This window comes from Paradevosia shaoguanensis (assembly GCF_016801025.1).
Classification (GTDB): domain Bacteria; phylum Pseudomonadota; class Alphaproteobacteria; order Rhizobiales; family Devosiaceae; genus Paradevosia; species Paradevosia shaoguanensis.
In genome coordinates this window covers 1379321-1401862 of record NZ_CP068983.1, presented here as the reverse complement: position 1 = coordinate 1401862, position 22542 = coordinate 1379321, and the positions used below count along the sequence as shown (strand labels likewise).

21 protein-coding genes are annotated in these 22542 nt (G+C 65.6%); 11 read left to right on the top strand and 10 right to left on the bottom strand.

All coding sequences use genetic code 11. The annotated features are described in order from the left end of the window. Positions 1-327: 327 nt before the first annotated feature. Both JNE37_RS06475 and putA read right to left on the bottom strand, forming a co-directional pair. Positions 328-783 (bottom strand): Crp/Fnr family transcriptional regulator, encoded by a 456-nt coding sequence (locus JNE37_RS06475; protein ID WP_182398611.1) that lies wholly within the window; start codon positions 781-783, stop codon positions 328-330. 119 nt (positions 784-902) lie between these two features. Beyond that, positions 903-4496, bottom strand: a complete 3594-nt coding sequence (gene putA / locus JNE37_RS06470; RefSeq protein ID WP_203065713.1) for a trifunctional transcriptional regulator/proline dehydrogenase/L-glutamate gamma-semialdehyde dehydrogenase — start codon at positions 4494-4496, stop codon at positions 903-905. A 141-nt stretch (positions 4497-4637) separates the two neighbouring features. On the opposite strand from putA, the gene JNE37_RS06465 reads away from it, so the two are divergent. Beyond that, on the top strand, positions 4638-5099 hold the full coding sequence (locus tag JNE37_RS06465; RefSeq protein ID WP_035036664.1) for an Lrp/AsnC ligand binding domain-containing protein: 462 nt from the start codon (positions 4638-4640) through the stop codon (positions 5097-5099). A 9-nt stretch (positions 5100-5108) separates the two neighbouring features. Here JNE37_RS06465 and JNE37_RS06460 read toward each other — a convergent pair whose 3' ends face one another. Together JNE37_RS06460 and JNE37_RS06455 are read right to left on the bottom strand one after the other, a co-directional pair. Next, the gene (locus JNE37_RS06460) at positions 5109-7202 is read right to left on the bottom strand and encodes a CHASE2 domain-containing protein (protein WP_203065712.1); all 2094 of its coding nucleotides are present in this window, start codon (positions 7200-7202) and stop codon (positions 5109-5111) included. Between the two features lie 30 nt (positions 7203-7232). Then, positions 7233-8045 (bottom strand): FecR family protein, encoded by an 813-nt coding sequence (locus tag JNE37_RS06455; RefSeq protein ID WP_203065711.1) that lies wholly within the window; start codon positions 8043-8045, stop codon positions 7233-7235. 114 nt (positions 8046-8159) lie between these two features. Between JNE37_RS06455 and JNE37_RS06450 the strand changes: the two genes are divergently transcribed. Further along, positions 8160-8888, top strand: coding sequence for an extensin-like domain-containing protein (locus JNE37_RS06450; RefSeq protein WP_203065710.1), 729 nt, complete (start codon positions 8160-8162; stop codon positions 8886-8888). On the opposite strand, the gene JNE37_RS06445 is transcribed toward JNE37_RS06450, so the two are convergent. Continuing rightward, positions 8889-9029: a hypothetical protein gene (locus JNE37_RS06445; protein ID WP_156046460.1), complete on the bottom strand. Its 141-nt coding sequence runs from the start codon at positions 9027-9029 to the stop codon at positions 8889-8891. Positions 9030-9124: 95 nt separating this feature from the next. On the opposite strand from JNE37_RS06445, the gene JNE37_RS06440 reads away from it, so the two are divergent. The 3 genes from JNE37_RS06440 (at position 9125) to JNE37_RS06430 (ending at position 12032) form a co-directional block, all read left to right on the top strand. Next, complete coding sequence (locus JNE37_RS06440; protein WP_203065709.1) at positions 9125-10027, top strand: LysR substrate-binding domain-containing protein; 903 nt, start codon at positions 9125-9127, stop codon at positions 10025-10027. A gap of 212 nt (positions 10028-10239) precedes the next feature. Continuing rightward, complete coding sequence (gene mbfA / locus JNE37_RS06435; protein ID WP_203065708.1) at positions 10240-11223, top strand: iron exporter MbfA; 984 nt, start codon at positions 10240-10242, stop codon at positions 11221-11223. Further along, on the top strand, positions 11220-12032 hold the full coding sequence (locus tag JNE37_RS06430; protein WP_203065707.1) for an alpha/beta fold hydrolase: 813 nt from the start codon (positions 11220-11222) through the stop codon (positions 12030-12032). The genes mbfA and JNE37_RS06430 overlap by 4 nt, the downstream gene beginning before the upstream one ends. A 254-nt stretch (positions 12033-12286) precedes the next feature. Here JNE37_RS06430 and JNE37_RS06425 read toward each other — a convergent pair whose 3' ends face one another. The 4 genes from JNE37_RS06425 to JNE37_RS06410 form a co-directional block, all read right to left on the bottom strand. After that, the gene (locus JNE37_RS06425) at positions 12287-13906 is read right to left on the bottom strand and encodes a GMC family oxidoreductase (RefSeq protein ID WP_203065706.1); all 1620 of its coding nucleotides are present in this window, start codon (positions 13904-13906) and stop codon (positions 12287-12289) included. A 51-nt stretch (positions 13907-13957) separates the two neighbouring features. Then, positions 13958-15301 (bottom strand): EAL domain-containing response regulator, encoded by a 1344-nt coding sequence (locus JNE37_RS06420; RefSeq protein WP_203065705.1) that lies wholly within the window; start codon positions 15299-15301, stop codon positions 13958-13960. 97 nt (positions 15302-15398) lie between these two features. Then, entirely contained in the window at positions 15399-15899 is a 501-nt protein-coding gene (locus JNE37_RS06415) for a DUF2306 domain-containing protein (RefSeq protein WP_203065704.1), read from the bottom strand. An 11-nt stretch (positions 15900-15910) separates the two neighbouring features. Further along, on the bottom strand, positions 15911-16405 hold the full coding sequence (locus tag JNE37_RS06410; RefSeq protein WP_203065703.1) for a DUF6622 family protein: 495 nt from the start codon (positions 16403-16405) through the stop codon (positions 15911-15913). Positions 16406-16513: 108 nt separating this feature from the next. Here JNE37_RS06410 and JNE37_RS06405 point away from each other — a divergent pair, with 108 nt between their 5' ends. The 3 genes from JNE37_RS06405 (at position 16514) to JNE37_RS06395 (ending at position 18513) form a co-directional block, all read left to right on the top strand. Beyond that, a complete protein-coding gene (locus JNE37_RS06405) occupies positions 16514-17314 on the top strand; it encodes a LytTR family DNA-binding domain-containing protein (RefSeq protein ID WP_203065702.1) in 801 nt (266 codons plus the stop codon). A 111-nt stretch (positions 17315-17425) separates the two neighbouring features. After that, the gene (locus JNE37_RS06400) at positions 17426-17749 is read left to right on the top strand and encodes a hypothetical protein (RefSeq protein ID WP_035036645.1); all 324 of its coding nucleotides are present in this window, start codon (positions 17426-17428) and stop codon (positions 17747-17749) included. 95 nt (positions 17750-17844) lie between these two features. Then, on the top strand, positions 17845-18513 hold the full coding sequence (locus JNE37_RS06395) for an HAD family hydrolase (RefSeq protein WP_282565345.1): 669 nt from the start codon (positions 17845-17847) through the stop codon (positions 18511-18513). A 3-nt stretch (positions 18514-18516) separates the two neighbouring features. Here JNE37_RS06395 and JNE37_RS06390 read toward each other — a convergent pair whose 3' ends face one another. After that, on the bottom strand, positions 18517-19230 hold the full coding sequence (locus JNE37_RS06390) for a YoaK family protein (protein WP_035036641.1): 714 nt from the start codon (positions 19228-19230) through the stop codon (positions 18517-18519). A 467-nt stretch (positions 19231-19697) separates the two neighbouring features. Between JNE37_RS06390 and JNE37_RS06385 the strand changes: the two genes are divergently transcribed. The 3 genes from JNE37_RS06385 (at position 19698) to phnN (ending at position 22432) form a co-directional block, all read left to right on the top strand. Then, the gene (locus JNE37_RS06385) at positions 19698-20537 is read left to right on the top strand and encodes a cell wall hydrolase (RefSeq protein ID WP_203065701.1); all 840 of its coding nucleotides are present in this window, start codon (positions 19698-19700) and stop codon (positions 20535-20537) included. Positions 20538-20660: 123 nt separating this feature from the next. Further along, a complete protein-coding gene (locus JNE37_RS06380) occupies positions 20661-21800 on the top strand; it encodes an alpha-D-ribose 1-methylphosphonate 5-triphosphate diphosphatase (protein ID WP_203065700.1) in 1140 nt (379 codons plus the stop codon). Continuing rightward, a complete protein-coding gene (gene phnN, locus JNE37_RS06375) occupies positions 21797-22432 on the top strand; it encodes a phosphonate metabolism protein/1,5-bisphosphokinase (PRPP-forming) PhnN (RefSeq protein WP_203065699.1) in 636 nt (211 codons plus the stop codon). The genes JNE37_RS06380 and phnN overlap by 4 nt, the downstream gene beginning before the upstream one ends. Positions 22433-22542: the final 110 nt, after the last annotated feature.

The following is a 22542-nucleotide window of genomic DNA, read 5'->3' as shown; positions in this document are numbered from 1 at the left end:
CAACACGATTGCTGCGCTCCAGCGAAGGCTGGAGTCAGCGATTTGAGGTTTTGTGATCTTTTTTGCGGGTTTTATCCCGCCTCGTTTTGCGTTAAGTTATTGATAAATAACGAAGATGCGCCCGTGAGGCATCCTCAAATCGTTAAATTTTGACTCAATTTCGGGTAATGTTTGGCAATCCTGCGCGGGTTTTTGCGTGGTTTGGTGCAAATTCGGAAAATGTCCTTCCGGGGTGTTTCCCTCTCCTCGAAAAATGGCAGCGGCAGGCGCGGGAGCGCGTGGCTCCCGGGAGTCTAGCCGGGTTCGAGGTGGGGTGGATAAGCCGGCTCAGGCCCGCTTCTTCGCCCTCGGGCGGCCGGTGAGGCTGGAGAGGATGTTGTCGACGATGTCGAGGTCCTCGCGCTTGCCCTGGGCCTGCTGCTGGAGATCCACGAGGTAAGACGTCGTGTAGTAGAGCCGGCGGGCGAGCAGGGTGGCGAGGATCAGCGAGAGCTCGGGATGGGCCTCGAGGAACTTGATGGCGTCATCGACCTGATAGGCCCTGACCGGCGAGAGGGCCTGCACGGTGGCGCTGTGCGGCTGGTCGAGCAGGACGGACATCTCCCCGAAGATCGAGCCGGGCTCGTCCACGTGGCTGACCAGGGTGTCGCGGCGGATCACTTCCACCTCGCCGTCGATCAGAATGTAGAGCCTGCTTTCCCGCACGCCCTCGGTCAGGAGCGCCTCGCCCGACTTGAACGTGGCGATCGGCATCCCTTCGAGCAAAGCCAGCACGTCATCCATGGCGCATCACCCCTCACAAGCCGCTGTGACGAAAGTGTTTTTAACGCGCTTTTGCGCAAGCGCCAACGGGGGAGCGAAACGAGAGGGGGCGGACCGCGGGCCCGCCCCCGAAGATGCTATCAGCCGATGGTCATCAGCGAGGCATTGCCGCCTGCTGCGGCGGTGTTGATGCTGGTCGAGACTTCCAGCACCAGAAGGTCGAGATTGTAGACCTGCGTGCCTTCGGCGAGCCCCCGGGTGCTGGCGCCCTGGACCAGCACGACCGGCCCTTCGAGCGTTGCCGCCTCGCGCGAGACCTGCCGGATCTTCTCGGCATCGCCCTCGACGAGAACGCCGACGGCGCCCTTGAGATCGGTGCCGGCGCTGACGAAGGTTCCGAGGATCGTCGGCAGCTTGTCGAGCACCTTGTCGACGTCGCCGCCGCCGACCACGCGAGCCTTGTTGCCCGTGGCGAGGACGGCGCCGAGCTGGATCAGCAGGCCTTCCTCGGTGGCCGGGACGAGGGCGATGGTGCCGCGCGGCTTGGTGCCGTAGCTGTTCTCTTCACCCACCGGGCCGGCGAGGAATTCGGGCGCGCCGTTGAGGTTGGTCGCCGCGTAATTGGCGACGATGCCGGCGACGTCCGCACGGCCCTCCGCCACCAGCCAGTGCCGATAGGCCTCGATCTCCTTGCCGGGCTTGCCGCCCTTGAGCACGGGCGCATCGAGCACCATGCGGCGCATGTAGAGCGGGCCGCCGGCCTTGGGGCCGGTGCCCGACAGGCCATGGCCGCCGAAGGGCTGGACGCCCACCACCGCGCCGATGATGTTGCGGTTGATATAGACGTTGCCGACTTCGATCCGCGAGGTCACGTCCTGGATGGTCTCGTCGATCCGGGTGTGGAGGCCGAAGGTAAGGCCGTAGCCGAGCGCATTGATCTCGTTGATGAGTTTGTGGAGCCCGGCGCGCTTGAAGCGCACGACGTGGAGGACGGGGCCGAAGACTTCGCCGGCGAGCTCGGACACCGAGTTGAGCTCGATGATGGTCGGGGCGACGAACGTACCCTTGCCGGCATCGGCATGGAGCGGCAGCTGGCTCACGGCATGGCCCTTGCCCTTCATGGCCTCGATATGCCCATTGATGCGGTCACGCGCTTCCTCGGTGATGACCGGGCCGATATCGGTGGCGAGGAATTGCGGATTGGCGAGCGCCAGTTCGTCAAGGCCGCCCTTGATCATCTTGAGGGTGTGGTCGGCGATATCGTCCTGGAGGCAGAGGATGCGCAGGGCCGAGCAGCGCTGGCCGGCACTGTCGAAAGCCGAAGTCAGGACGTCGGCGACCACCTGCTCGGGCAGGGCCGAGGAATCGACGATCATGGCGTTCTGCCCGCCGGTCTCGGCGATAAGCGGAACCGGACGGCCATCGGGCAGCTGCTTTTCGGCAAGCTGCTTCTGGATGAGCTGGGCCACTTCCACCGAACCGGTGAAGACAACGCCATGGGTATCCTTGTGGCCGACAAGGGCCGCGCCCACCGGGCCGTCGCCGATGACGAGCCTTAGGACATCGGCAGGCACGCCGGCCTCGTGGAGGATGCGCACGCCCTCGGTAGCGATGAGCGGGGTTTCCTCGGCCGGCTTGCAGACCACGGCATTGCCGGCGGCCAGCGCCGCCGTCACCTGGCCGGTGAAGATGGCGAGCGGGAAGTTCCACGGGCTGATACAGACGACGGTGCCGAGCGGGGCGGCGTCGTCCCTGGCCTCATCGGCGTAGTAGCGCAGGAAGTCGATGGCTTCGCGCACTTCGGCGATGGCGTTCTGCGTCGACTTGCCGGCCTCGCGGATGACGATGCCCAGAAGGTCGGGCAGGCGTTCTTCCATGATATCGCCGGCGCGACGCAGGATCGCGGCGCGCTTTTCGGCGCCGAGCGCAGCCCAGGCCGGACCACCCTTGGCAGTGGCGGCGAAGGCCGCCTCGATTTCGCCGGGCTCGGCATAGGTGACGTGACCGACGACGTCGGAGCGATCGGCGGGGTTCGTCACCGGCAGGCCGTTGCCCGTCGCGGTCCTGATGCGGCCGAAGGCCTTCTCGATGGCCTTGAGGTCGTTTTCGTTGGAGAGATTGAGGCCGGCCGAATTCTTGCGGGCGCCCAGGATATCGCGCGGCAGCTTGAGCCTGGAGTGCATCGAGCCGACCGGGAAGATGGCGGCGGCCTTGGCAACCGGATCGCCGATCAGCTCGTCGATCGGATAGTCCGGATCGGCGATCTGGTTGACGAAGGACGAGTTGGCGCCGTTTTCGAGCAGACGACGGACGAGATAGGCGAGAAGCGTCTCGTGGCTGCCGACCGGCGCATAGATGCGGCACGGGCGATCGAGCTTGTCCTTGCCGACGACTTCCTCATAGAGCGGCTCGCCCATGCCGTGGAGGCACTGGAACTCGTAGCGGCCGATTTCGAAATCGGGGCCGGCCATCTGGTAGATGGTGGCGAGCGTCTGGGCGTTGTGCGTGGCGAATTGCGGGAAGATGGCGTCGGGCGCGCCGAGCAGCTTCTTCGCGCAGGCGAGGTAGGAGACGTCGGTATAGACCTTGCGGGTATAGACCGGATAGTCGGCGAGGCCATCGACCTGGGCCTGCTTGATCTCGCTGTCCCAATAGGCGCCCTTGACGAGGCGCACCATCATGCGGCGCTTGGAGCGCCGGGCGAGATCGATGAGATAGTCGATGACGAAGGGGCAGCGCTTGCCATAGGCCTGCACCACGAAGCCGAGCCCGTTCCAGCCGTCGAGGGCGGGATCGAAGCTCATGGCTTCCATAAGGTCGAGCGAGATTTCGAGGCGGCGCGCTTCCTCGGCATCGATGTTGAGGCCGATATTGTAGGACTTGGCGAGGACGGCGAGCTTGATGAGGCGGGGCAGGAGCTCTTCCATCACCCGCTCGTACTTGGTGCGCTCATAGCGCGGATGGAGCGCCGAGAGCTTGATCGAGATGCCCGGGCCGCCATAGGGGCCGCGGCCGGCATTGGCCTTGCCGATGGCGTTGATGGCCGTCTCGTAATCCTTGTAATAGCGGTCGGCGTCGGCCGCGGTGGCGGCCGCTTCGCCCAGCATGTCATAGGAATACTGGAAGCCCTTGGCTTCCATCTTCCGGGCCTTTTCGAGGGCTTCCTTGATGGTCTGGCCGGTGACGAACTGCTCGCCCATCATGCGCATGGCGACATCGACGCTCGTGCGGATGATCGGCTCGCCGCCCCGCGCGATGAGGCGGGTCAGGGCATTGCCGAGGCCGGTTTCGACCACGGGCGTGGTGAGCCGGCCGGTGACGACGAGCCCCCAGGTCGCGGCATTGACGAAGAGCGAGCGATCGCCGCCGAGATGGTTGCGCCAGTTGCCGGTCGAGATCTTGTCGCGGATGAGGGCATCGCGGGTGGCGTTGTCGGGAATGCGCAGCAGGGCTTCGGCTAGGCACATGAGGGCCACGCCTTCCTCGGACGAGAGCGCGTATTCCTGGATGAGGGCCTCGACGCCGCCGCCATTCTTCTTGCCGCGAATGGCCGTTACCAGCTTGCGGGCCGTGTTGCGCGCCCAGGCTACCGTCTCGGGCGGGAGCGTCGCCTGCGCGATGAGATCGGGCAGGGCTTCCGTCTCGGGACGCGTATAGGCAGCGGAAATCTTCTGGCGGAGCGGGGAGCGCTCCGCGGGGGCCGGATCGTAGTTCGCGAACGGGCGAGCGGACATCTTGGTTTTATAGCCTTTTTGCGTTGCGGCGTCCTATCCGCCGCGCTGACGGCGAGCATAGGATCGTTGCGGCGTAACGCTATTGCAGATTGGCGGCACTATCCGTAGTTTCAACGGCATGAATATTACATTGGCGTGACAATGACGGGTATTGACCAAACAGACCGCCGCATCCTCATGGAATTGCAGCTCGACGGACGCATCTCCAACGCCGAACTGGCCCAGCGCATCGGCCTGGCGCCGACCTCGATGAGCGATCGGGTCAAGCGCCTCCACAAGCTCGGCTACATCAAGGGCTACGCCGCCCGGCTCGACCCGGACCTGTTGGGCTACGGACTGCTGGTCTTCGTCGAGGTGCTGCTCGACAAGACCACGCCCGATGTCTTCGACAAGTTCGCCAAGGCGGTGCGGCAGGCGCCCGAAGTACTCGAATGCCACATGGTGGCGGGCGGGTTCGACTATCTCCTCAAGACGCGGCTGCCCGACATGATGGCCTACCGGCGCTTCCTCGGCGACGTGCTGCTGTCGCTGCCGGGTGTGCGCGAGACGCGAACCTATGCGGTGATGGAAGAGGTGAAGAACGACGGGCCGCTGCCGCTGTAGCTTTAGTTTCTAGAGCGCCGCGAAATCCGCAGGGCGTTTGGCGGCTTCCTCGTAGAAGTGCGCGAGGCCCGGTTCGATCTCCGCCGCCAGCTTCGCGCAGGCGGGCCAGTCGCGGGCGCGGTGCAGTTCGGATAGCTCCGCGAAGGCACTGCTGGCGGCGAGTTCGGGGCCACCGACGAGGATGAATATCTCGACCCTTTCGCTGAAGCCCCGCACCTCCACCGCGCCGGCGGGAAGGAAGGCGAGGGCGCCCGCCTGCTCGCGGGTCTCGCGGGCGACGACGATGTCGTAGCCGACAAGCTTGGAGACGCCTTCGAGGCGCGAGGCGAGGTTTACCGTTTCCCCGATGCAGGAATAATCGAAGCGGGTCTTGAGGCCCATATTGCCGACCAGCGCATCGCCGGTGGCGATGCCGGTGCCGATGCGCAGAGTCCTGGCTACCGGATTGGTGCTGAGCGCAAAGGCGTCGTGCTGGTTGAGGCGGCTCAAGGTCTCGCGCATGGCAAGCGCCGTGCGGCAGGCATGGAGCGCGTGGTCGGAAACGTCGACGGGCGCATTCCAGAAGGCCATGAGGCTGTCGCCGACGAACTTGTCTATCGTGCCCATTTCCGCCGTCACGCATTCGCCCAGAGCGCCGAAAAGCGTATTGAGGACGTTGAGGAGTTCGGGCGGGGGCAGGGTTTCGCTCAGCGGCGTGAAGCCGCGCAGGTCCGTGAAGAGCACGCTCATGTCGCGCATCTCCCCGCCGAGCTGCAGCTTGGCGCCGCTGGCTTCGATCTGGGCGAGGAGCGTGGGCGCCACGTAATGGCCGAAGGCGCGCCGCAGCTTGCGGCGGTCGGCATCGGTGGTGGCGTAGCGCGCAAAGATCATGGCGAAATAGACGATGCTGGCGCCGAGCAGCGGGAAACCGGGATCGATGAGGATGCCGGGGCCACGGAACATCGACCAGCAGAAGGCCAGAAGACCGGCAGCGGTGGCAAGGCCGATGACGAGGCCGACCGTGGGTCCCGACCAGAGCACGCCGAAAACGAGGCTGGCGCCCAGGGCGACGAAGGCGATGACCTCGATGGCCTGCACCCAGTCCGAGCGGGTGAGAAACTTGCCGGTCATCATCTGCTCGATGGCCTGGGCGTGGATGGCGACGCCGGGCATGTCCTCGAGCGGGGTGCCGCGCATGTCGTTGAGGCCCGAGGCCGAGGAGCCGATCAGGACGATATTGCCGTCGATGGCCTCTTCCTGGTCGCGGTAATTGGGGCCGAGGATGTCCTCGGCCGAGATGGTGAGATCGGGCGTCAGGTGCCGGTAATAGAGCCAGAGGCCGCCATCAGGAGTGGTCGGCACGTCGAGCTGGCCGACGCGCAGGCTCTCGACGAAGGGCGCCGAGGTTTCGCCCAGCACCACCACATTATCCTCGCCCTGCGCGATCCGCAGCGCCTCGACCGAGAGCGCAGGAAAGACCTTGCCGTTCGCCGTCCAGAGGAGCGGCGCGCGGCGGACGACAGCGACGGATTCGCTGGGCGTGAGGCTGAGCCCGCCAAGGCCCGAGGCAGCGTCGCCCAGCTCTGGAAGGGGCACGACGGCCTTGTCGACGCTGGGAATGGCGGGACGCGGATCGGTGCCGCTCAGCGCAAAGCCGCCCTTGGGCTCCTGCGGGAACGAGCGGCCGGTGGGCGAGCGGGAAAAGCCGAGGATGGTGGGGCCGCGGGCAAGGGCCGCGGCGAACTCGGCGTCGTAATCGGGAAGGTCTGCGCCGGCAAAGCTCGGGATCGTGCTGGCAATATTGTCGGGCGACAGGCGGTCGGGCTCGGCGAAGAGCACGTCAAAGCCTATGGCGGCAGCGCCCATATCCGTGAGCCTGTCGGTGAGGCTGGCAAAGACGTGGCGCGACCAGGGCCATTGGCCCACGGCGTCGATTGCCGCGTCGTCGATATCGACGATCCGCACCGGCAGGTTGACCGCCTCGCGCGGTGCGAGGCGCTGGTAGAGGTCGAAGGCCGCGTCGCGCATCATCTGGAGCGGCAGCGGGTCAGCAAGGCGGATCGCCGCCAGCATCAGAACCAGCGCCAGTCCGAAGATGGTCGGGGCGAACCTGCTACTTCTCATGGGGACGCGAAACTATCCGTCGCTGCTGCACTATGGCGTCGAACCCGGCGGTCCCCCGGTGATCGGGTTGTTCGGCGATGGCGGCGTGTTGTTGGTATTGTTCGTATTGGTGTTCGGCGTCGGAGTGGGCGTGGTGTCGGTCTCATTGTTACTGCCGCCACCTACCGCTTCCGGCGGCTCCGACGAGATGGGGAGGCAGGAGGTGGCCTGGTCCACGCGGAAGGCGGACATGAGGCCGTTTTGCGAGCGGATATAGGGGAACTGGCTGCGCAGGCTCGCCAGGGGTCGGATCGCGACCGACTGCATAAGGTCGGCGGCTCCGACCTGGCAGCGGGTATTGAGCGTGGTGCAGGCGCCGCCCGACGTGCAGATCAGCACCGAGCCGTGGAAGAGCACGAGCGTGGTGAGGTTCATCTGGTCGACGGTGAAATCGAAGGCCGTGCCGCGCACGCCGATAGTGGCGGTCGGCGTCTTGATCTCGTAGGCGGCCTTGGGGCTCTTGCCGGTGACGAAGCGGAACGTGCCCGAAAGAGCAGTAATGGCGAACTTGCCGGCGGTCTGGTCGCCGCGCAGCAGGTATTTCTCGATGAGAAGGGAGGAACTGGGACCGACGACGAGACGGGTCTGGTCCTCGAAAAGGATCTGCACCTGCCCGCGCCGATCGGTGATCACGGTCTCCCCGACGGCGACATCCGAGCCGACGAGCAGCGTCCGGTCGCCGCCCTGGCCCTTGGCCGCCGCATCCGGATCGACGCCCACAGCCTTGCCGGTTTCCGCCGCCGCCAGCGCCGGGCCGGTCATCAGCGCAAGGAGGGCAATCGGCACGAGAGAAAGCCACCGCATGATCTGCCTCAACAGTCTGGGACCCCATCGCTCAAAGGCCAAACATATCACCGGCTTCGCGCTTGTCACCTGTTGCCCGTGGCAACGACTTGCCGTGTCACGCGTTTGCCTGCCATGAGGACGATCCTGGCGCTTGCCCTGTTGCTCTTGCCGGTCGCAGCAAGTGCACAGGACGTGCCCCTGCCGCGCCCGCGCCCCGAGCCATCCATCCAGCAGCCGTCCACCAAGGACGAGGAGCCTGCCGCCAAGGCGGAAAAGCCCGCGCAATCCACGGCGCCACGGGTTTTCCAGACGGCCTGTCCGGCGGTGATCGGCGGGCTGGTGGCGGCCAGGATGCTGCCGCCGATCTCGGAAGGGCAATGCGGAGAGCAATCGCCGCTGGCGCTGGAGACCATTCTCGCCAACGGTCGCATGGTGCCGGTGACGGGCGAACCGACGATCAATTGCGAACTGGCCTCGGCCCTGCCGGCCTGGCTATCGGCCGTGGATGGCTATGTGGCGGCGCACGAGAATACGCGGATTGCGGCGGTCAATATCGGCACCTCCTATATGTGCCGTGACCGGCGGACGGGCGAGGCCAATACCGATCTTTCCGAACACGCCTTCGCCGATGCGCTCGACGTCGTCGGTTTCACGCTGGAAGACGGGCGCACGGTGACCGTCGAAAAGGGCTGGCCAGGGACGGACGAGGACGGGCGGGCCATCGTGCGCTTTGCCCATGACGCGGCCTGCACCAGCTTCATGACCGTACTGGGCCCGGAGGCCAATGCGCTGCATCGCGACCACCTGCACCTCGACTATGGCTGCCATGGCAAGACCTGCACGGCGCGCCTCTGCCAATGATCAGCCGCGATCGAGCCAGGGGTGGTGGACCGGCAGGTCAGCCCATTCGCGGGGCGTGAAGGATGCCATCGGGTCGGGCGCGGGCGCCGGTTCGGCCAGACTGCGGAAGAAGGCGACGAGTGCGCTATAGATTTTGAACATCTCGAAATCTCCACTCAACGTGTCAAGCGTAAGGATTGCGCGCAATTCCGCTCGTCTCAATGGACAAGAACTGCGCCAGGCTTTAGAAAATCTATATGTCATCGCCGTTCTTCATTCCGCTCAACGCCCTACGCGCCATCGAGATCGTGGCGCGGCGCGGGGCATTGTCGCCGGCGGCCGAGGAGCTTGGCGTGACCCCGGGCGCCGTCAGCCAGCACATCCGGCGGGCCGAGGAACGGCTGGGCATCCAGCTTTTCGAGCGGACGCCGCGTGGGCTGGTGCCGACGCCCGAGCTTGTCGATCAACTCCCGCGCCTCACCGAAGGTTTCGATCATCTGGCGACGGGTCTGGCTGGCCTCAGGCCAGATGCGGAGACCAGCCTCACCATCACGGTGGGCTCGATGTTCGCTTCGCTCTGGCTGGTCCCGCGGCTCGGACGCTTCGCCGCGCTACATCCCGATATCGAGCTGCGACTCGTCGCGACCTCGAAATTCCTCGACCTCGGACGGCAGGACATCGATTGCGGCGTGCGCTTCGGCCTGGGGCATTGGCCAGGCGTCGAGGCGTCGCTGTTCGGCCGACGCGATTATTCGCCCTTCTGCGCGCCCGAACTCGCCGCGCGCCTCTCGACACCCGCCGATCTGGCGAGGGTGCAGGTCATCCGTGACGAATCGACCCTGCTCAACTGGGATGCCTGGCTGGCGGCGGCCGGCGTCGTCGAGGCGCCGACGATGGCGGGGCCGTCCTATACCGATCCGCTGCTGGCCTATGAGGCGGCCCTGGCCGGGCAGGGGGTGCTGCTGGTGATGGATATGCTGATGGTCGACGCGCTGGCGACGGGGCGACTGGTGCGGCCATTCCCGGTCGGGGTCGAAAGCGAATATGCCCATTGGTTCGTCAGCGCCGCCGGCCGGCGACTGCGCAAGCCGGCTCGGCTGTTCCGCGACTGGCTCGAAGCCGAGATGGCAGCCTGCCTGCCCATAACCGGGCGCAGATAGAGCAAAGGCGGCAAGGGGTAAGCCCTGCCGCCTTTCTCGTGTCCCCGGGTGGAGGTCATCCCCTTAGGACGCGAGACACCGAAAGTGGCGCGCACCACAAACGTTGTCCAAGGCAGCCTAGTTCCGGAATCAGGCGAACGTTGGGCCGCAGGGCATTGCCTCGTTTCCTGCCATTGTTTAGAATTATTCTAAACTATTGAGGTGCCCAAAACATGTTTTCCCGCTGGCTCGTGCCGCATAAACGCGACTTCGCAACCCTGACCGAACGCGAGGTTCTGTCGCTGGCAATCGCCGCCGAGGAAGAGGACGGCCAGATCTATTCGGCGCTCGCGGAGAAGCTGGAGCCCTCCTATCCCGCCTCCGCCAAGGTCTTCGAGGGTATGGCCGAGGAGGAAAGCGGGCATCGCCGCCGGCTCCTCGACCTCTACAAGCAGCGATTCGGCGACCGGCTGGTGCCGATCCGGCGCGAACATGTGCGCGGCTTCCTGCAGCGCAAGCCGCTCTGGCTCTCCAACACGCTCTCGCTCGAAGCCACCCGCCAGCTCGTCTGGGAAATGGAGCGCGGCGCCCAGCACTTCTACCAGGAGGCCATGACGCGGGCGCAGGACCCGGACGTGCGCAAGCTCCTGGGCGATCTTGCGCTTGAAGAGCAGGGCCATGCCCGCAAGGCCGAGCAGCTCGAGGCCACGCACCTCACCGAAGGCAATCGCGAGACGGAGAAGGACGAGGAGCACCGCCAGTTCGTGCTCACCTATGTGCAGCCGGGCCTGGCCGGGCTCATGGATGGCTCGGTCTCGACCCTGGCACCGGTCTTTGCCGCGGCCTTCGCCACCGGCGACACGACGCAGACCTTCCTCGTCGGCCTCGCCGCGGCGGTGGGCGCGGGTATCTCCATGGGCTTTACCGAGGCGGCGGCCGACGACGGCAAGCTTACCGGGCGCGGTTCTCCCATCAAGCGCGGGCTGGCCTGCGGCGTCATGACGACGCTCGGCGGGCTGGGTCACGCGTTGCCCTACCTCATCCCCAATTTCCACCTCGCCACGCTCATTGCCATGGTCGTGGTGGTGATCGAGCTCTGGGCCATCGCCTTCATCCAGAACCGCTTTATGTCCACCCCGTTCTGGCGTGCCGTGATACAGGTGGTGCTGGGCGGCGCCATGGTCTTCGCCGCCGGTATCCTGATCGGAAGCGCATGACGGAAAAGACATTCCTGGCCGGCGACGGCATCCCCTTCGTCTATGAGGATCTGGGGCCGGAAACGGGCGATCCGGTCGTCCTCTGCCACGGGCTGGGAGCGGCGGGCATCCAGTTCCGCGCCGATGCCGACTATTTTGCCGGCAAGGGCTGGCGCGTGCTGGTGCCGGACCTGCGCGGCCACGGCCGCTCGGGCGCGCCGGACAGCATGCGCGACGAGGACTTTTCCATCGAGCGCATGGCGCGCGATCTCATCGAGATGCTCGACCATGCCGGAGTTGGCCCAGTGCACTGGATCGGCAATTCGCTCGGCGGCATCCTGGCGCTGGCCATCCTGGGGCTGGAGCCGGAGCGCATCCGCAGTCTTGCGACCTATGGCACGGCCTATACGCTCGGCCTGCCCTCCTTCGTGCCCCATCTCGTGCCGCTGATCTATGGCGCGCTGGGGCCGCGGCTGGCGGCGGAGCTCACGGCGCGCTCGACGACCAGCAATGTCGAGGCGCAGCGGCTGATCGCCAGCGTGCTGCGCGACTTTTCGCCCAAGGCGGGCAAGGCCGTGGGTGCGAATGTGCGCAGCTACGATCTCATCGCCAATGCGCAGGGTTATGAGGGACCGATCCTCCTCATGCGCGGCGGGCTCGACCATGCCGTCAACCGGGCCTTGCCGACGACGATCGAGGCCATGGCCGAACATCCCGATTTCCGGGTGAAGCACCTGCCCAAGGGCGGGCACGTGGCCAATCTCGACGTGCCCGAGGAGTTCCGGGCGACGCTCGAAGAATTCTGGCGCGAGGTCGAGGCCAAGGAGTGATCCCCGGCTAGGGGCCGTACTCAATAAGTCCCGGCGCTCGCAGAGCGCTATCTTCCCATCCGACAGATTCCAACGGAAGCGCTGTCCGTCTGCCGCGCCACAACCACTGAACTTCCCCGGCCGCAGAGCCGGGGCCCCCACGGATACCTCCACTCGAGTGGAGGATGGCAATGGGCCCCGGATCAAGTCCGAGGAAGTCCGGTGGGTGGGGCGGCCATCGCAACCTCATCTACCGGTGCAATTGAGTGCGGACCCTAGCGGACGCCGACGAGGTCCGCCGCTTTCGAGCCAACGGCCATTGCCGGGGCGTTGGTGTTGCCGGAAGGGATGAAGGGCATGATCGAGCAGTCGATGACGCGCAGGCCCTCGACGCCGCGCACCTTGAGCTCGGCATCGACCACCGCCATCGGATCATGCGCCGGCCCCATGCGGAGCGAGCCCGAGGGGTGGTAATTGGTCTTGACCGTCTGGCCGCAGAAGCGGGCGAGGCTGTCGTCATCCTCGATCGCCGGGCCGGGCAGGAGTTCAGCGTCGATCTTGGAACGGAAGGGCTCGGTCTTGAGGAGCTGGCGAGCGTGGCGCAGGGAAGCCAGCGTCAGGCGAAGGTCGTCCGGATCGCCGAAGAAATTGCAATCGACCACGGGCTGGGCGGCCGGATCGGCCGAGCGGAGCCTCACCGAGCCGCGCGCCTTGGGGCGCAGCAGGCATGAGGTGAAAGTTACTCCATAGGTCGGCTTGGCCGAGGACACGTCGCGGTCGAGATAGACGATGGGCGCGCAATAGAGCTGGATCGTCGGCCGCTCGCCGCCATCGGGATCGTAGAAGAGGCAGCTTTCGATGCCGGTAGTGGTCACAGGGCCGGAATTGAACAGCAGGTATTGCAGGCCATTGCGGATCATCGGCCAGCCCTTGTCCTCGCCGAAATAACCCGATTTGCCGCGGGTGGTGGCGATGACGGGGACCTCGTGATGGTCCTGGAGGTTCTGGCCGACGCCGGGCAGGTCGGCGCGCACCGCGATGCCGTGCTCACGCAGGTGGTCGGCCGGGCCGAGACCTGAAAGCATCATCAGCTTGGCGCTGTTATAGGTGCCCGAGGCGACAAGGACCTCGCGGGCGGCGTGGATCTGCTTTTCCTCCCCGTTCTGGCGATAGGCGAGTCCGATGGCGCGGCCGGCATCGTCCAGAAGGATGCGATCGACGCGGGCGTCGGTGATGACGGTGAGGCGATCGTCATGCGCCAGCGGCTCGAGGAAGGCCTTGGCCGCGTCCGAGCGCTCCTTGCGGCCGTTCCACAGGCCATAGGTGTGCTGCATGATGCCGACGCCGTTCTGGCGCGGGCCGTTGAAATCGGGATTGTAGGCATGGCCGAGCCCCTGCGCGGCGAGCAGGAAATCCTCGGTCGTGTCGCAGATATGGCCGGGCTCCGAGACCCGCAGGTTGCCGCCTATGCCGTGGTAAGTGTTGTTGAACCGGCTATTGGCCTCGATGCCCTTGAAGTGGCCGAGCATGTCGGCATAGGACCAGGCATCGTTGCTGCCCAGATATTGCGCCCAGCCGTCATAGTCTTCCTTTTGGCCGCGCATATAGACCATGGCATTGACCGCGCTGCCCCCACCAAGGGCCTTGGCCACCGGCACGATGGGACCGCGTCCACCCAGTTGCGGCTGGGGCAAAGTGTGGTGCATTTCGAGGAAATCGTCGCGGCCCAGATACTTCATGTAGCCGGCCGGCATGGCCATCAGCCGCGCGGTGCGTCGCGGTCCGCGCTCGATGATGGCGACGCGCAGGCCATAGTCGCGGACGAGCCGCATGGCCGCAACGCAGGCGGACGAGCCGCCTCCGGCGATGACGATGTCGTGGTCAGTCTGAGGCATGGATGAGCGTTCTCCCGCCGCCAAGTGATAGCGGCAGGCAGCGCCCGGCGTCTAGCTCCAGCGGGCGCGCAGGGGCGCGGCCGGGCGGACGGGTGGCCGCGCGCGATTGGCGGTCGAGGCCGTGGTCATGGCGCGCTGCTGCATCATGGCGAGGAGGCGCTCCTCGGGCATGGCCTGGCCGAAGAAATGACCCTGGCCCAGATCGCAGCCCATGCCCTGCAGCACCATCATGTCGGCGGCCTTTTCCATGCCGGCTCCGACCGTTGTGCAGCCGAGCCGGTGGGCCATGGCGATGGCGGTGCGGCAGGTCGAGGAGCGATCGAGATCGACCGCGCAATCGGCCACGAGGGACGCGTCGAGCTTGAGCTCGGCAATGGGAAGCTGGCCGAGCGTCGCCAGCGACAGGTATTCGCCGCTGAAGGCATCGACGGCCAGAAGTGCCCCGCAGGCGGTGAGCCCCCGACTCACCGCCTGCACTTCGGCCAGGTTTTGATCGATCTGCGCTTCGGTGACGTCCAGCAGCAGGCCTGGCCAATTGTGGTGTTTGGGTCCGAGTTCACGGACTATCTGGGCGATGGGGAGCGTCAGCAGCCCCTTCGCGGAAAGGTTGACGGCGAATTTGAGCGAGATGCCCAGCCGGGCGAAATTGCTCGCCGCGCGCAGGGCCGAAACCAGCGCGCCTTCGCTCAGGATCATCATCTCGTCTTCGGTGGCGCCGGCCATGAAATCGGCGGGCTGGAGGACGCCCAGGCGCGGATGGCGCAGGCGCACGAAGCTCTCGACGCCGGCGACATGACGCTTCTTGAGATCGATCTTGGGCTGATACCAGAACTCGACCCAGTCATTGGCGAGGGCTTCGCCCAGGTCCACCAGCGGCTCCTGGCCGGGCGCGATGAGCTTCTGCTCGCGCAGCACCCGCCGGACCATGCCGGGCATCAGAGGTTTGGCAATCGGCTCGAGCATGTCGAGCCCGTGGAGCCCGCCCATGCGACGCACGGCATCGACGACGGGCGAGGATGGTGTGCCCACCAATTGCACCGCGCCCACGAACCGGCCATTGCCCATGCTGTGCAGGGCCTCGATGGCTTCTTCGCCGTGCGTGGTGACATCCAGGAAAACAAGTTCGGGCGTGGAACGCCGCAACCCTGCGGCAAGGGATTCGCCATTGGCGAAAATGGCGGCGTCCACGCCCGATGCCGATAAAACAGCGGCAAGGCTCTGCGCAGACGCGACGTCCGGATCAACGATGAAACTGAGCGATCGGGGTGGTGCTACGGTTCCGCACGCACCGGGCTGGTAAGCGCCGGCGAGGCCTGTGGGAAGCGTATCGGTCCCGGTGGTTCCGTCCTCGATGCCATCCTGCATCTGGAACCAGTTGCGCAATTCTTTGAGCATTATCGAACCAGAGCGCCGTCCTGGCGCATATGGGTTTTCTATAGGGTCATCCCCTTAAGACCGCATGTCCAGAAAACATCGTATTTTCCCTTCCCGGTCAGGCCTCCGGTAACCTTCGCGCGCGCAGCACGAGCCAGCCGGCGAGAAGGGCAAGGGCGATGCCGGCGGCGAGCACGAACGGGTTGAGCGGGAAGCCGGCGTCGACGCCGAACACGACCCGATGCATGATCCGGCCCGGCGCGAGCGTGAAGATGCCGGCTATGCCGAGCGCACCCAGATAGAGCGCCTGCATGGTGCGCCGATGCAGAGCGATCCGCCGGGCGCGGGCATGGCCGATGCCCTTGTAGAGACCGTAGAGCGTGACCAGCGACAGGATGTGGATCGGGCTGAAGAGCCCAAAGGTGCGGATCTCCCAGATGAAGAGCGAGCTGACGGCGACGACGGCCATGAGCGCCACCCAGAACCGGCCCATGGCCTTGTGCCGGGCATCGCCCTTGCGCCGGAAAAGCACGCAGGCGCCCAGGATGAAGGCGGCAATTGCCGCATAGGCATGGATCTGGATGATGGGCGAGGCGGAAAGCAGCGGTTCGAGCGTCATCGCACCCTCCCTCAGGCCAGCGCCACGCGCAGCCGCAGCCCGGTGCGCACCAGCATCATGACGCTGAAGAAGCCTGAAAGCAGAGCCGTGACGAAATGGAAGCCGTCGCCTGCCGCGGTAGCGGGATCGACCGTGCCGATGACGGTGGTCACGTAGCGGCTGAGGAAGATCACGACGATGACCGCCAGCGAGGTCCATTCCCCGGCAAGCCGCACCCTACCATCGGGCAGCTTGATGGCGCCGTTGCGCTTTTCGAGGACGAAGGCGGCATAGACGCCCGTTAGCGCGCCGAGCAGCAGGCCTTCGAGGGGCGCGGCGCCGAAGCCGCTGCCGACCATGTTGCTGACCGCGAGGCCGGCGATGATCAGCGGGAAGAGGACGAGACGGCTCGGGCTGACGTCGCGATCGCGGGTGCGGCGCAGGCCGATCCAGATCACCAGGACCAGGACGGCCCAGACCCAGCTCGGCGTGTGGGTGAGGATATCGAGAAGCGAAGGCTGCTGCATTTTGAACTCCATCTTTGCCGTGCCCCTCTGGCATCGGGTGACGGAGCGGTCTTGACGCCTCGCCTGGGGAACGGCAAACCCGGATGCGTCAATTCCGGAACCTGCTTCGTGAACAGCAGCCCCCTGCAATTCGCGCTTCGTGAAATGAAGCTGAGCTTTTCGAACCCCCGGGCGCTGGGCGTCCTGCTGGTGGTTGTCGTCGTGCTCAGCCTCACCGGCCCCTTCGGCACCTATGCCCAGCTCCCGCTCGCCGCCCGGCTCGGCTATTGGGCGGTGATCGCGCTGGCGACCTATGGCATCGGGCTCTTCTTCGCCATGCTGGCGCTGGGCTTCGCCCGGCCGATCATCAGCAACCGGCCGCTGCTGGTCCTGGTCCTCGCCGCCATCGCCTCGATGCCGGTGACGCTGGCGGTGGCGCTGATCAATATCCTCATCCTTGGCGAGGACGTGCCGGACCCGGCGGCTTTCGGCTCGCTGCTGCTCTCCTGCTTCGTCATCACGCTGGGCGTTTCGGTGCTGACTGTGCTCTCGGACACCGCGCCGCGCGGGGACCGGGAAGCGGGCTTTGAGCCCCAGGCTTCCACAGGCCCGGCACCACCTGCCATTCTCAAGCGGTTAGCGCTCCCGCAACGCGGAGCGCTGCGCTATATGTCGATGCAGGACCACTACGTAGAGGTCGTTACCGACAAGGGCCATGCCCTCATCCTCATGCGTCTTTCCGATGCCATCGCCGAAACGGCCCCGGTGGCGGGGCTGCAGATCCACCGCTCGCACTGGGTGGCGCTCGACGCTGTCTGCACGGTGGTCCGCCTCGATGGCAAAATCCTTCTCGAGATGGCCGACGGCGTGCGCCTGCCCGTCAGCCGCTCTTACCAAACCGCGGCGCGAGAGGCGGGCCTCCTTGTCTGACGCCTTTGGATTGCCCGAATATCGTCTCAAATTTTATCGATTGAGCACCGCGGAATTTAGCAGCTTGGGGCTAGTGCTCACTCCCCGGGACATCCGCGTACGGAGTGAATTATGAAAGAACGGCAGCAGCGGATTGCGGTGGCCATCGTGGGCGAGCTCGAACGTCAGGCCGCAGCGGGCGTTCCGCGCGCGCCCATCATCCACGAACGCTTCGGCTTCAAGGAATACGATATCGACGGCACGCTCGATATCGAAGCCATTGCCATCGTTGTCGATTCCGCGCTCGACCTCATGCCCGAGCCGCTCGATATCCTGGCCCCCAACGCCAATGACCGCCGGACCGGCCGCGATCGCCGCCAGGGCAACCAGGGCTGGACGGACGCCGAACGCCGCAGCGGCAAGGATCGCCGCAAGCCGGACGACGACGACTTCTAAGCGAAGGCCAGGCTTTCGCGCGGCGCAACGCCGCTACGCGCTCGGCGGCAATGGTAAAGCCGAGCGAACGGCCCTATATTCGGGCAATGATGCAATTGAAGCCTTTCAAGGCCGCCATATTCGATATGGACGGCACGATCCTCGATACTGAACTCGTCTTTCGCAGCATCGTTTTCGAAGTCGCCGGTGAACTGGGCTTCGAAATGACCGATGCCGTGCACAAGGCCATGGTCGGATCGAGCCACGAGACGACCAATCGCCTGCTGATCGACACCTATGGCGTCGCCTTCCCCTATACGGTCTTTGACGAGAAGTGCCGCGTGATGATGCGCGAGCGCATGCATGTGGATGTCCCGGTCAAGGCCGGCGCCCGCGAAATCCTCTCCGAACTGCGCGGTCGCGGTATCCCCACGGCCATCGCCACCTCCTCGCGCAATGCCCATGCGACCGCCCATCTGGGCGCGGCGCGGCTCATCGACATGTTCGACACCATCGTGACGCGCGATGACGTGGCCAATCCCAAGCCGCACCCCGAGCCTTACCTCATGGCCGCGGGGCGTCTCGGGATCGAGCCGGCCCATTGCCTGGCGCTCGAGGATTCTCATACCGGCGTGCGCGCCGCCTCGGCGGCCGGCATGCAGACCATCATGATCCCCGACCTCGTCGGGCCGAACGATGAGATCCGCCAGCTCTGCTTTGCGGTGATGGAAAGCCTGCACCAGGTGCGTGCGGCCGCGTTCCCGCTGGTCGAAACCGCGCGCTGAAGCTCAGCGCCGCCGGGTCTTGTGGATTTCCGGTACGGCGATCGAGACCAGCAGGATGCCGGCGCCCACCAGCATGGCGCCGGCGATATAGCCATACAGCAGGACGCCCGCGATGCCGCCGAAGACGAAGGCGAGGATCGTCGTGGTGTGGAGGCGCAGGCGCGACCGATTCGCCGGCCAGTCTTCCTCGGGCTCCACCCCCCGCTTGATATCGAAGAGCGTCGCCAGCTCGATGCCGACATCCGTGGCCATGCCCGACACGTGCGTGGTGCGCACGCGCGCATTGGAAATGCGCGTCGCCGAGGCGTTCTGGAGCCCCATGAGGAAGCTGAGGCCAATGATCAGCACCACGCTGCGATGGATGCCCGGCAGCCAGAGATCGGCGAGGCCGAACAGCGCCAGCAGCGTACCCTCGGTCAGTACCGAATAGGCATAGACGGCTTTGGCCTTGCGGCGGCGTCCGTAATTGATCATCAGCGAGGACGCCCAGGCGCCCGAGATGAAGGCGATGACGATGCCGCCATAGAGCAGCGCCAGCCGGAAATTGCCACTCGCGATGTAATCGGAAAGCGCCGAGACGTTGCCGGTCATGTTGGCCGAGTAATAGCCGATGGCGTGGAAGCCGGCGGCGTTCACCGCGCCGGCGACGCCCGCCAGAATCGAAGCCAGGCGCACGTCGACCGCGACCGTGCGCTCGTCGCCTTCCTTAATCAGCATCGGGGTTCCGGACCGTCATGGGCAGGGAATGAGAATCACGCGGCAGGTTCTCTCCATTAGCACCCGTAAAGCCCTTCCATCCAGCCGCCGCCGTGGCCTCGGGGCATCAGTTCCGCCCAAATCGTTAAAATTGCAACGGCTCTGGTAATTAACCATTCGCCCTGTGGCCGATTTCGCGCAACTCCTTCCAGATATTGAGGTATCAAGCTGCCCGGAGCCCGTTAACCGTGTTTTAAGACGTTAGCGGACATGGTTAAACAGACGTAAATTCTGGGTTCCCTCCCGGCTTTGGCTCCGATAGGTTGCTGCCCGGGAACAGACGAAAAATCTGGGGTCGCTAGCCGGGCTTGGCTGATTAGGGCGGCGTCGGGGAAAGACGGGGCGTATTGACGAGAGGCCATCTCGCCACTGCAATTCGTGCAAGTGTTCATGCAGCGGCTATCGCTGCCGCAGCGCTCGTACTCTTTGTGACTGTTAGGGCAACGCCCGCTCAGGATACGATTCGGGTAGCCGAAGTCGTGCCGGCGGTGACGTCCCATGCTCTGGCCATTGAGCGCCAGAAGCCCGTGATCGCCAGCTTCTCCGGCCCGATCACGCTGCGCGGCTCGATCGACGAAGTCGTTCCGCTCTCCCAGGTCCAGCCCAAGCTGACCGCCGAATTCCTGCAGGCCTATGTCGACCGTCAGCAGGCGCTGCGCTCCTTCAATCATTTCGACGTGGTTCCCGAGCACAAGCTCACCACCGAAGTGCTGCTCGGCTATATCGCCCGCCAGCAGAACCCGGCCCTCGCCGCCATCGACGCGGCGTCCGCCGACCAGAACACGGTGAGCGAAGACATCCTGGCGGCCTATGCCGCCGACAAGTTCGTGCCCACTATCCGCAAGGTGAAACTGGCCGACGACGAGCGCAATTGCCTCACCGCCGCCATCTATCACGAAGCGCGCGGCGAGAGCGAAGAGGGCCAGTGGGCCGTCGCCAACGTCATCATCAACCGCGCCTTCTCCGGCCGGTTCCCCACGACCATCTGCGGCGTCGTCTACCAGAACGCCGGCAAGGGTCGTAATCAGTGCCAGTTCTCGTTCGCCTGCGACGGCCGCTCCGATGTCGGCCGCGAGCGCCGCGCCTGGAACCGTTCGATGGAAATCGCCGACGCCGCTTTCGCCGAATTCCAGCAGGGCAAGCGCCCGGGCGTCATTCCCAAGTCGGCCCTGTTCTACCACACCACGGCCGTGGCCCCGAGCTGGTCGAGCACTTTCAACCGCGTAGCCGCCATCGGCGCCCACATCTTCTACGCGCCCAACAAGTAAGCCGGGGCGGGCGCTGAAGGCCCGCCAATCAGGGACTCACAGCGGGTTGCGGCATCTGCCATCGCACTGTCATACTGGCGCGATAGGGGCAGTGCCCGATCCGATGAATGGTTTCCCTAGCAAATGTCCGCTTCCGAACAGGTCTTCACCAATGCCCGCCTCGTCCTTGCCGATGAGGAGGTAACAGGCACCGTTGCGCTGCGCGACGGCGTCATCGCCGATATCTCCGAAGGCGGAGCGCGCGGCGAGGATTTCGGCGGCGATTATCTGATCCCGGGCCTCATCGAGCTCCATACCGATCACCTCGAAAACCACTACGCGCCGCGCCCCGGCGTGGTCTGGGGCGCCATTGCCGCCGTCCAGGCCCACGACGCGCAGGTCGCCTCGTCCGGCATCACCACGGTGCTCGATGCGCTGCGGCTCGGCACGGACGAACAGACCGATGTCGACCACGCCGACATGCGTCGGCTGGCCGATGCCATCGAGCAGGCCATGGCCGACGACCGGCTGCGCGCCGACCATTACATCCACCTGCGCTGCGAGGTCTCCTCGCCCGATTGCCTCGAAGGCCTCGAGCTCTTCAAGACCGATCCGCGCGTGCGCCTGGCCTCGCTCATGGACCACGCCCCCGGCCAGCGCCAGTTCGCCAGCCTGGCGGAATACGCCAAGTATTATCAGGGCAAGCTCAAGATGCCGGACGACGTGTTCCGCGCCTTCTGCGAGCGTCGCATCGCCGAATCGCAGGCCAATGCGCCGCGCAACCGCGCCGCCATCGCCGAAGTCGCCAAGGAGCGCGGCATCGTGCTGGCGAGCCATGACGACGCCACGACCGGGCACGTCGCCGAAGCGGTGGAGCAGGGCATCAGCGTCGCCGAATTCCCCACCACGCTCGAAGCTGCCCGCGCCTCGCACGGCGCCGGCATGGCCGTGCTGATGGGCGCGCCCAATATCGTGCGCGGCGGTTCGCATTCGGGCAATGTCTCGGCGCGCGAGCTGGCCGAGAACGGCCTGCTCGATATCCTCTCCTCGGACTATGTGCCGTTCTCGCTCATGCAGGCGGTCTTTACGCTCAGTGACAAGGTCGAGGCCATCAAGCTGCCCGAGGCCATCTCGCTGGTGACGCGCCGCCCGGCGCGGGCCGCGGGCTTTGACGATCGCGGCGAGATTGCCATCGGCAAGCGCGCCGACCTCGTGCGCGTGCGTCTCCACGAAGGCGTGCCGATCGTGCGCGCCGTCTATCGCCAGGGGCAGCGGGTGATATGACCAGAACCGCTTCCGACGAGGCTCTGCACAAGCCCGTGCCGTTCACGGCGGGCACTTTCGTGGCGGTGGTCGGTCCCAGCGGCTCGGGCAAGGATTCGATCATCAACTACGCCCGCGACCATCTTGAGGGGCGGAGCAATTTTGTCTTCCCGCGCCGCATCATCACCCGCGACGCCGATGCGCGCAGCGAAGACCACGATACGCTGAGCGTAGAAGCCTTCGCGGCCCGCAAGGCCGCAGGCGGCTTTGCCCTCGACTGGGAAGCGCACGGCCTGAGCTACGGCTTGCCGGACAGCATCGACAGGGATATCGATGCCGGGCGCGTCGTGATCGTCAACACTTCGCGCGCGCTGGTTCCGGCCATTGCCGACCGCTATGAGCACCTGATCGTGGTTTCGGTCTCAGCCCATCCCGACATCATCGCCAAGCGCCTCGCCAGCCGTGGCCGCGAGGACGAGGCGGCGATCGCCAAGCGCCTCAGCCGCATGCAGGTCGAGGAAAGCATCCGCTCCGATGCCGTGCTGATCGAGAATTCCGGGCCGATCGAGATGGCGGGCGAACGGTTCCTGCACGTGCTCGAAGATGCGGCCCGCGATATTGCCGATGGACGCGCGCGGTTGGGGGAGGAGTAGGGGTTCATCCCCGCTCCGCTTACCTAGTGCAGATTTCTCCTCTCCGGGCGTAGGCCGGGACTCAACGTTACGTCGCCATGTGCTGAGAGAACGCGCACCTGCCCGCGCGC

What these genes read in the sequence shown, in the direction of transcription:
- JNE37_RS06450 (WP_203065710.1), top strand. Translation starts at nt 8,160, where the DNA reads ATGAGGACGATCCTGGCGCTTGCCCTGTTGCTCTTGCCGGTCGCAGCA.
- JNE37_RS06465 (WP_035036664.1), top strand. Translation starts at nt 4,638, where the DNA reads ATGACGGGTATTGACCAAACAGACCGCCGCATCCTCATGGAATTGCAG.
- JNE37_RS06455 (WP_203065711.1), bottom strand. Translation starts at nt 8,045, where the DNA reads ATGCGGTGGCTTTCTCTCGTGCCGATTGCCCTCCTTGCGCTGATGACC.
- JNE37_RS06410 (WP_203065703.1), bottom strand. Translation starts at nt 16,405, where the DNA reads ATGCAGCAGCCTTCGCTTCTCGATATCCTCACCCACACGCCGAGCTGG.
- JNE37_RS06400 (WP_035036645.1), top strand. Translation starts at nt 17,426, where the DNA reads ATGAAAGAACGGCAGCAGCGGATTGCGGTGGCCATCGTGGGCGAGCTC.
- JNE37_RS06390 (WP_035036641.1), bottom strand. Translation starts at nt 19,230, where the DNA reads ATGCTGATTAAGGAAGGCGACGAGCGCACGGTCGCGGTCGACGTGCGC.
- JNE37_RS06415 (WP_203065704.1), bottom strand. Translation starts at nt 15,899, where the DNA reads ATGACGCTCGAACCGCTGCTTTCCGCCTCGCCCATCATCCAGATCCAT.
- JNE37_RS06420 (WP_203065705.1), bottom strand. Translation starts at nt 15,301, where the DNA reads ATGCTCAAAGAATTGCGCAACTGGTTCCAGATGCAGGATGGCATCGAG.
- JNE37_RS06475 (WP_182398611.1), bottom strand. Translation starts at nt 783, where the DNA reads ATGGATGACGTGCTGGCTTTGCTCGAAGGGATGCCGATCGCCACGTTC.
- JNE37_RS06380 (WP_203065700.1), top strand. Translation starts at nt 20,661, where the DNA reads ATGTCCGCTTCCGAACAGGTCTTCACCAATGCCCGCCTCGTCCTTGCC.
- putA (WP_203065713.1), bottom strand. Translation starts at nt 4,496, where the DNA reads ATGTCCGCTCGCCCGTTCGCGAACTACGATCCGGCCCCCGCGGAGCGC.
- JNE37_RS06460 (WP_203065712.1), bottom strand. Translation starts at nt 7,202, where the DNA reads ATGAGAAGTAGCAGGTTCGCCCCGACCATCTTCGGACTGGCGCTGGTT.
- phnN (WP_203065699.1), top strand. Translation starts at nt 21,797, where the DNA reads ATGACCAGAACCGCTTCCGACGAGGCTCTGCACAAGCCCGTGCCGTTC.
- JNE37_RS06445 (WP_156046460.1), bottom strand. Translation starts at nt 9,029, where the DNA reads ATGTTCAAAATCTATAGCGCACTCGTCGCCTTCTTCCGCAGTCTGGCC.
- JNE37_RS06430 (WP_203065707.1), top strand. Translation starts at nt 11,220, where the DNA reads ATGACGGAAAAGACATTCCTGGCCGGCGACGGCATCCCCTTCGTCTAT.
- JNE37_RS06440 (WP_203065709.1), top strand. Translation starts at nt 9,125, where the DNA reads ATGTCATCGCCGTTCTTCATTCCGCTCAACGCCCTACGCGCCATCGAG.
- JNE37_RS06425 (WP_203065706.1), bottom strand. Translation starts at nt 13,906, where the DNA reads ATGCCTCAGACTGACCACGACATCGTCATCGCCGGAGGCGGCTCGTCC.
- mbfA (WP_203065708.1), top strand. Translation starts at nt 10,240, where the DNA reads ATGTTTTCCCGCTGGCTCGTGCCGCATAAACGCGACTTCGCAACCCTG.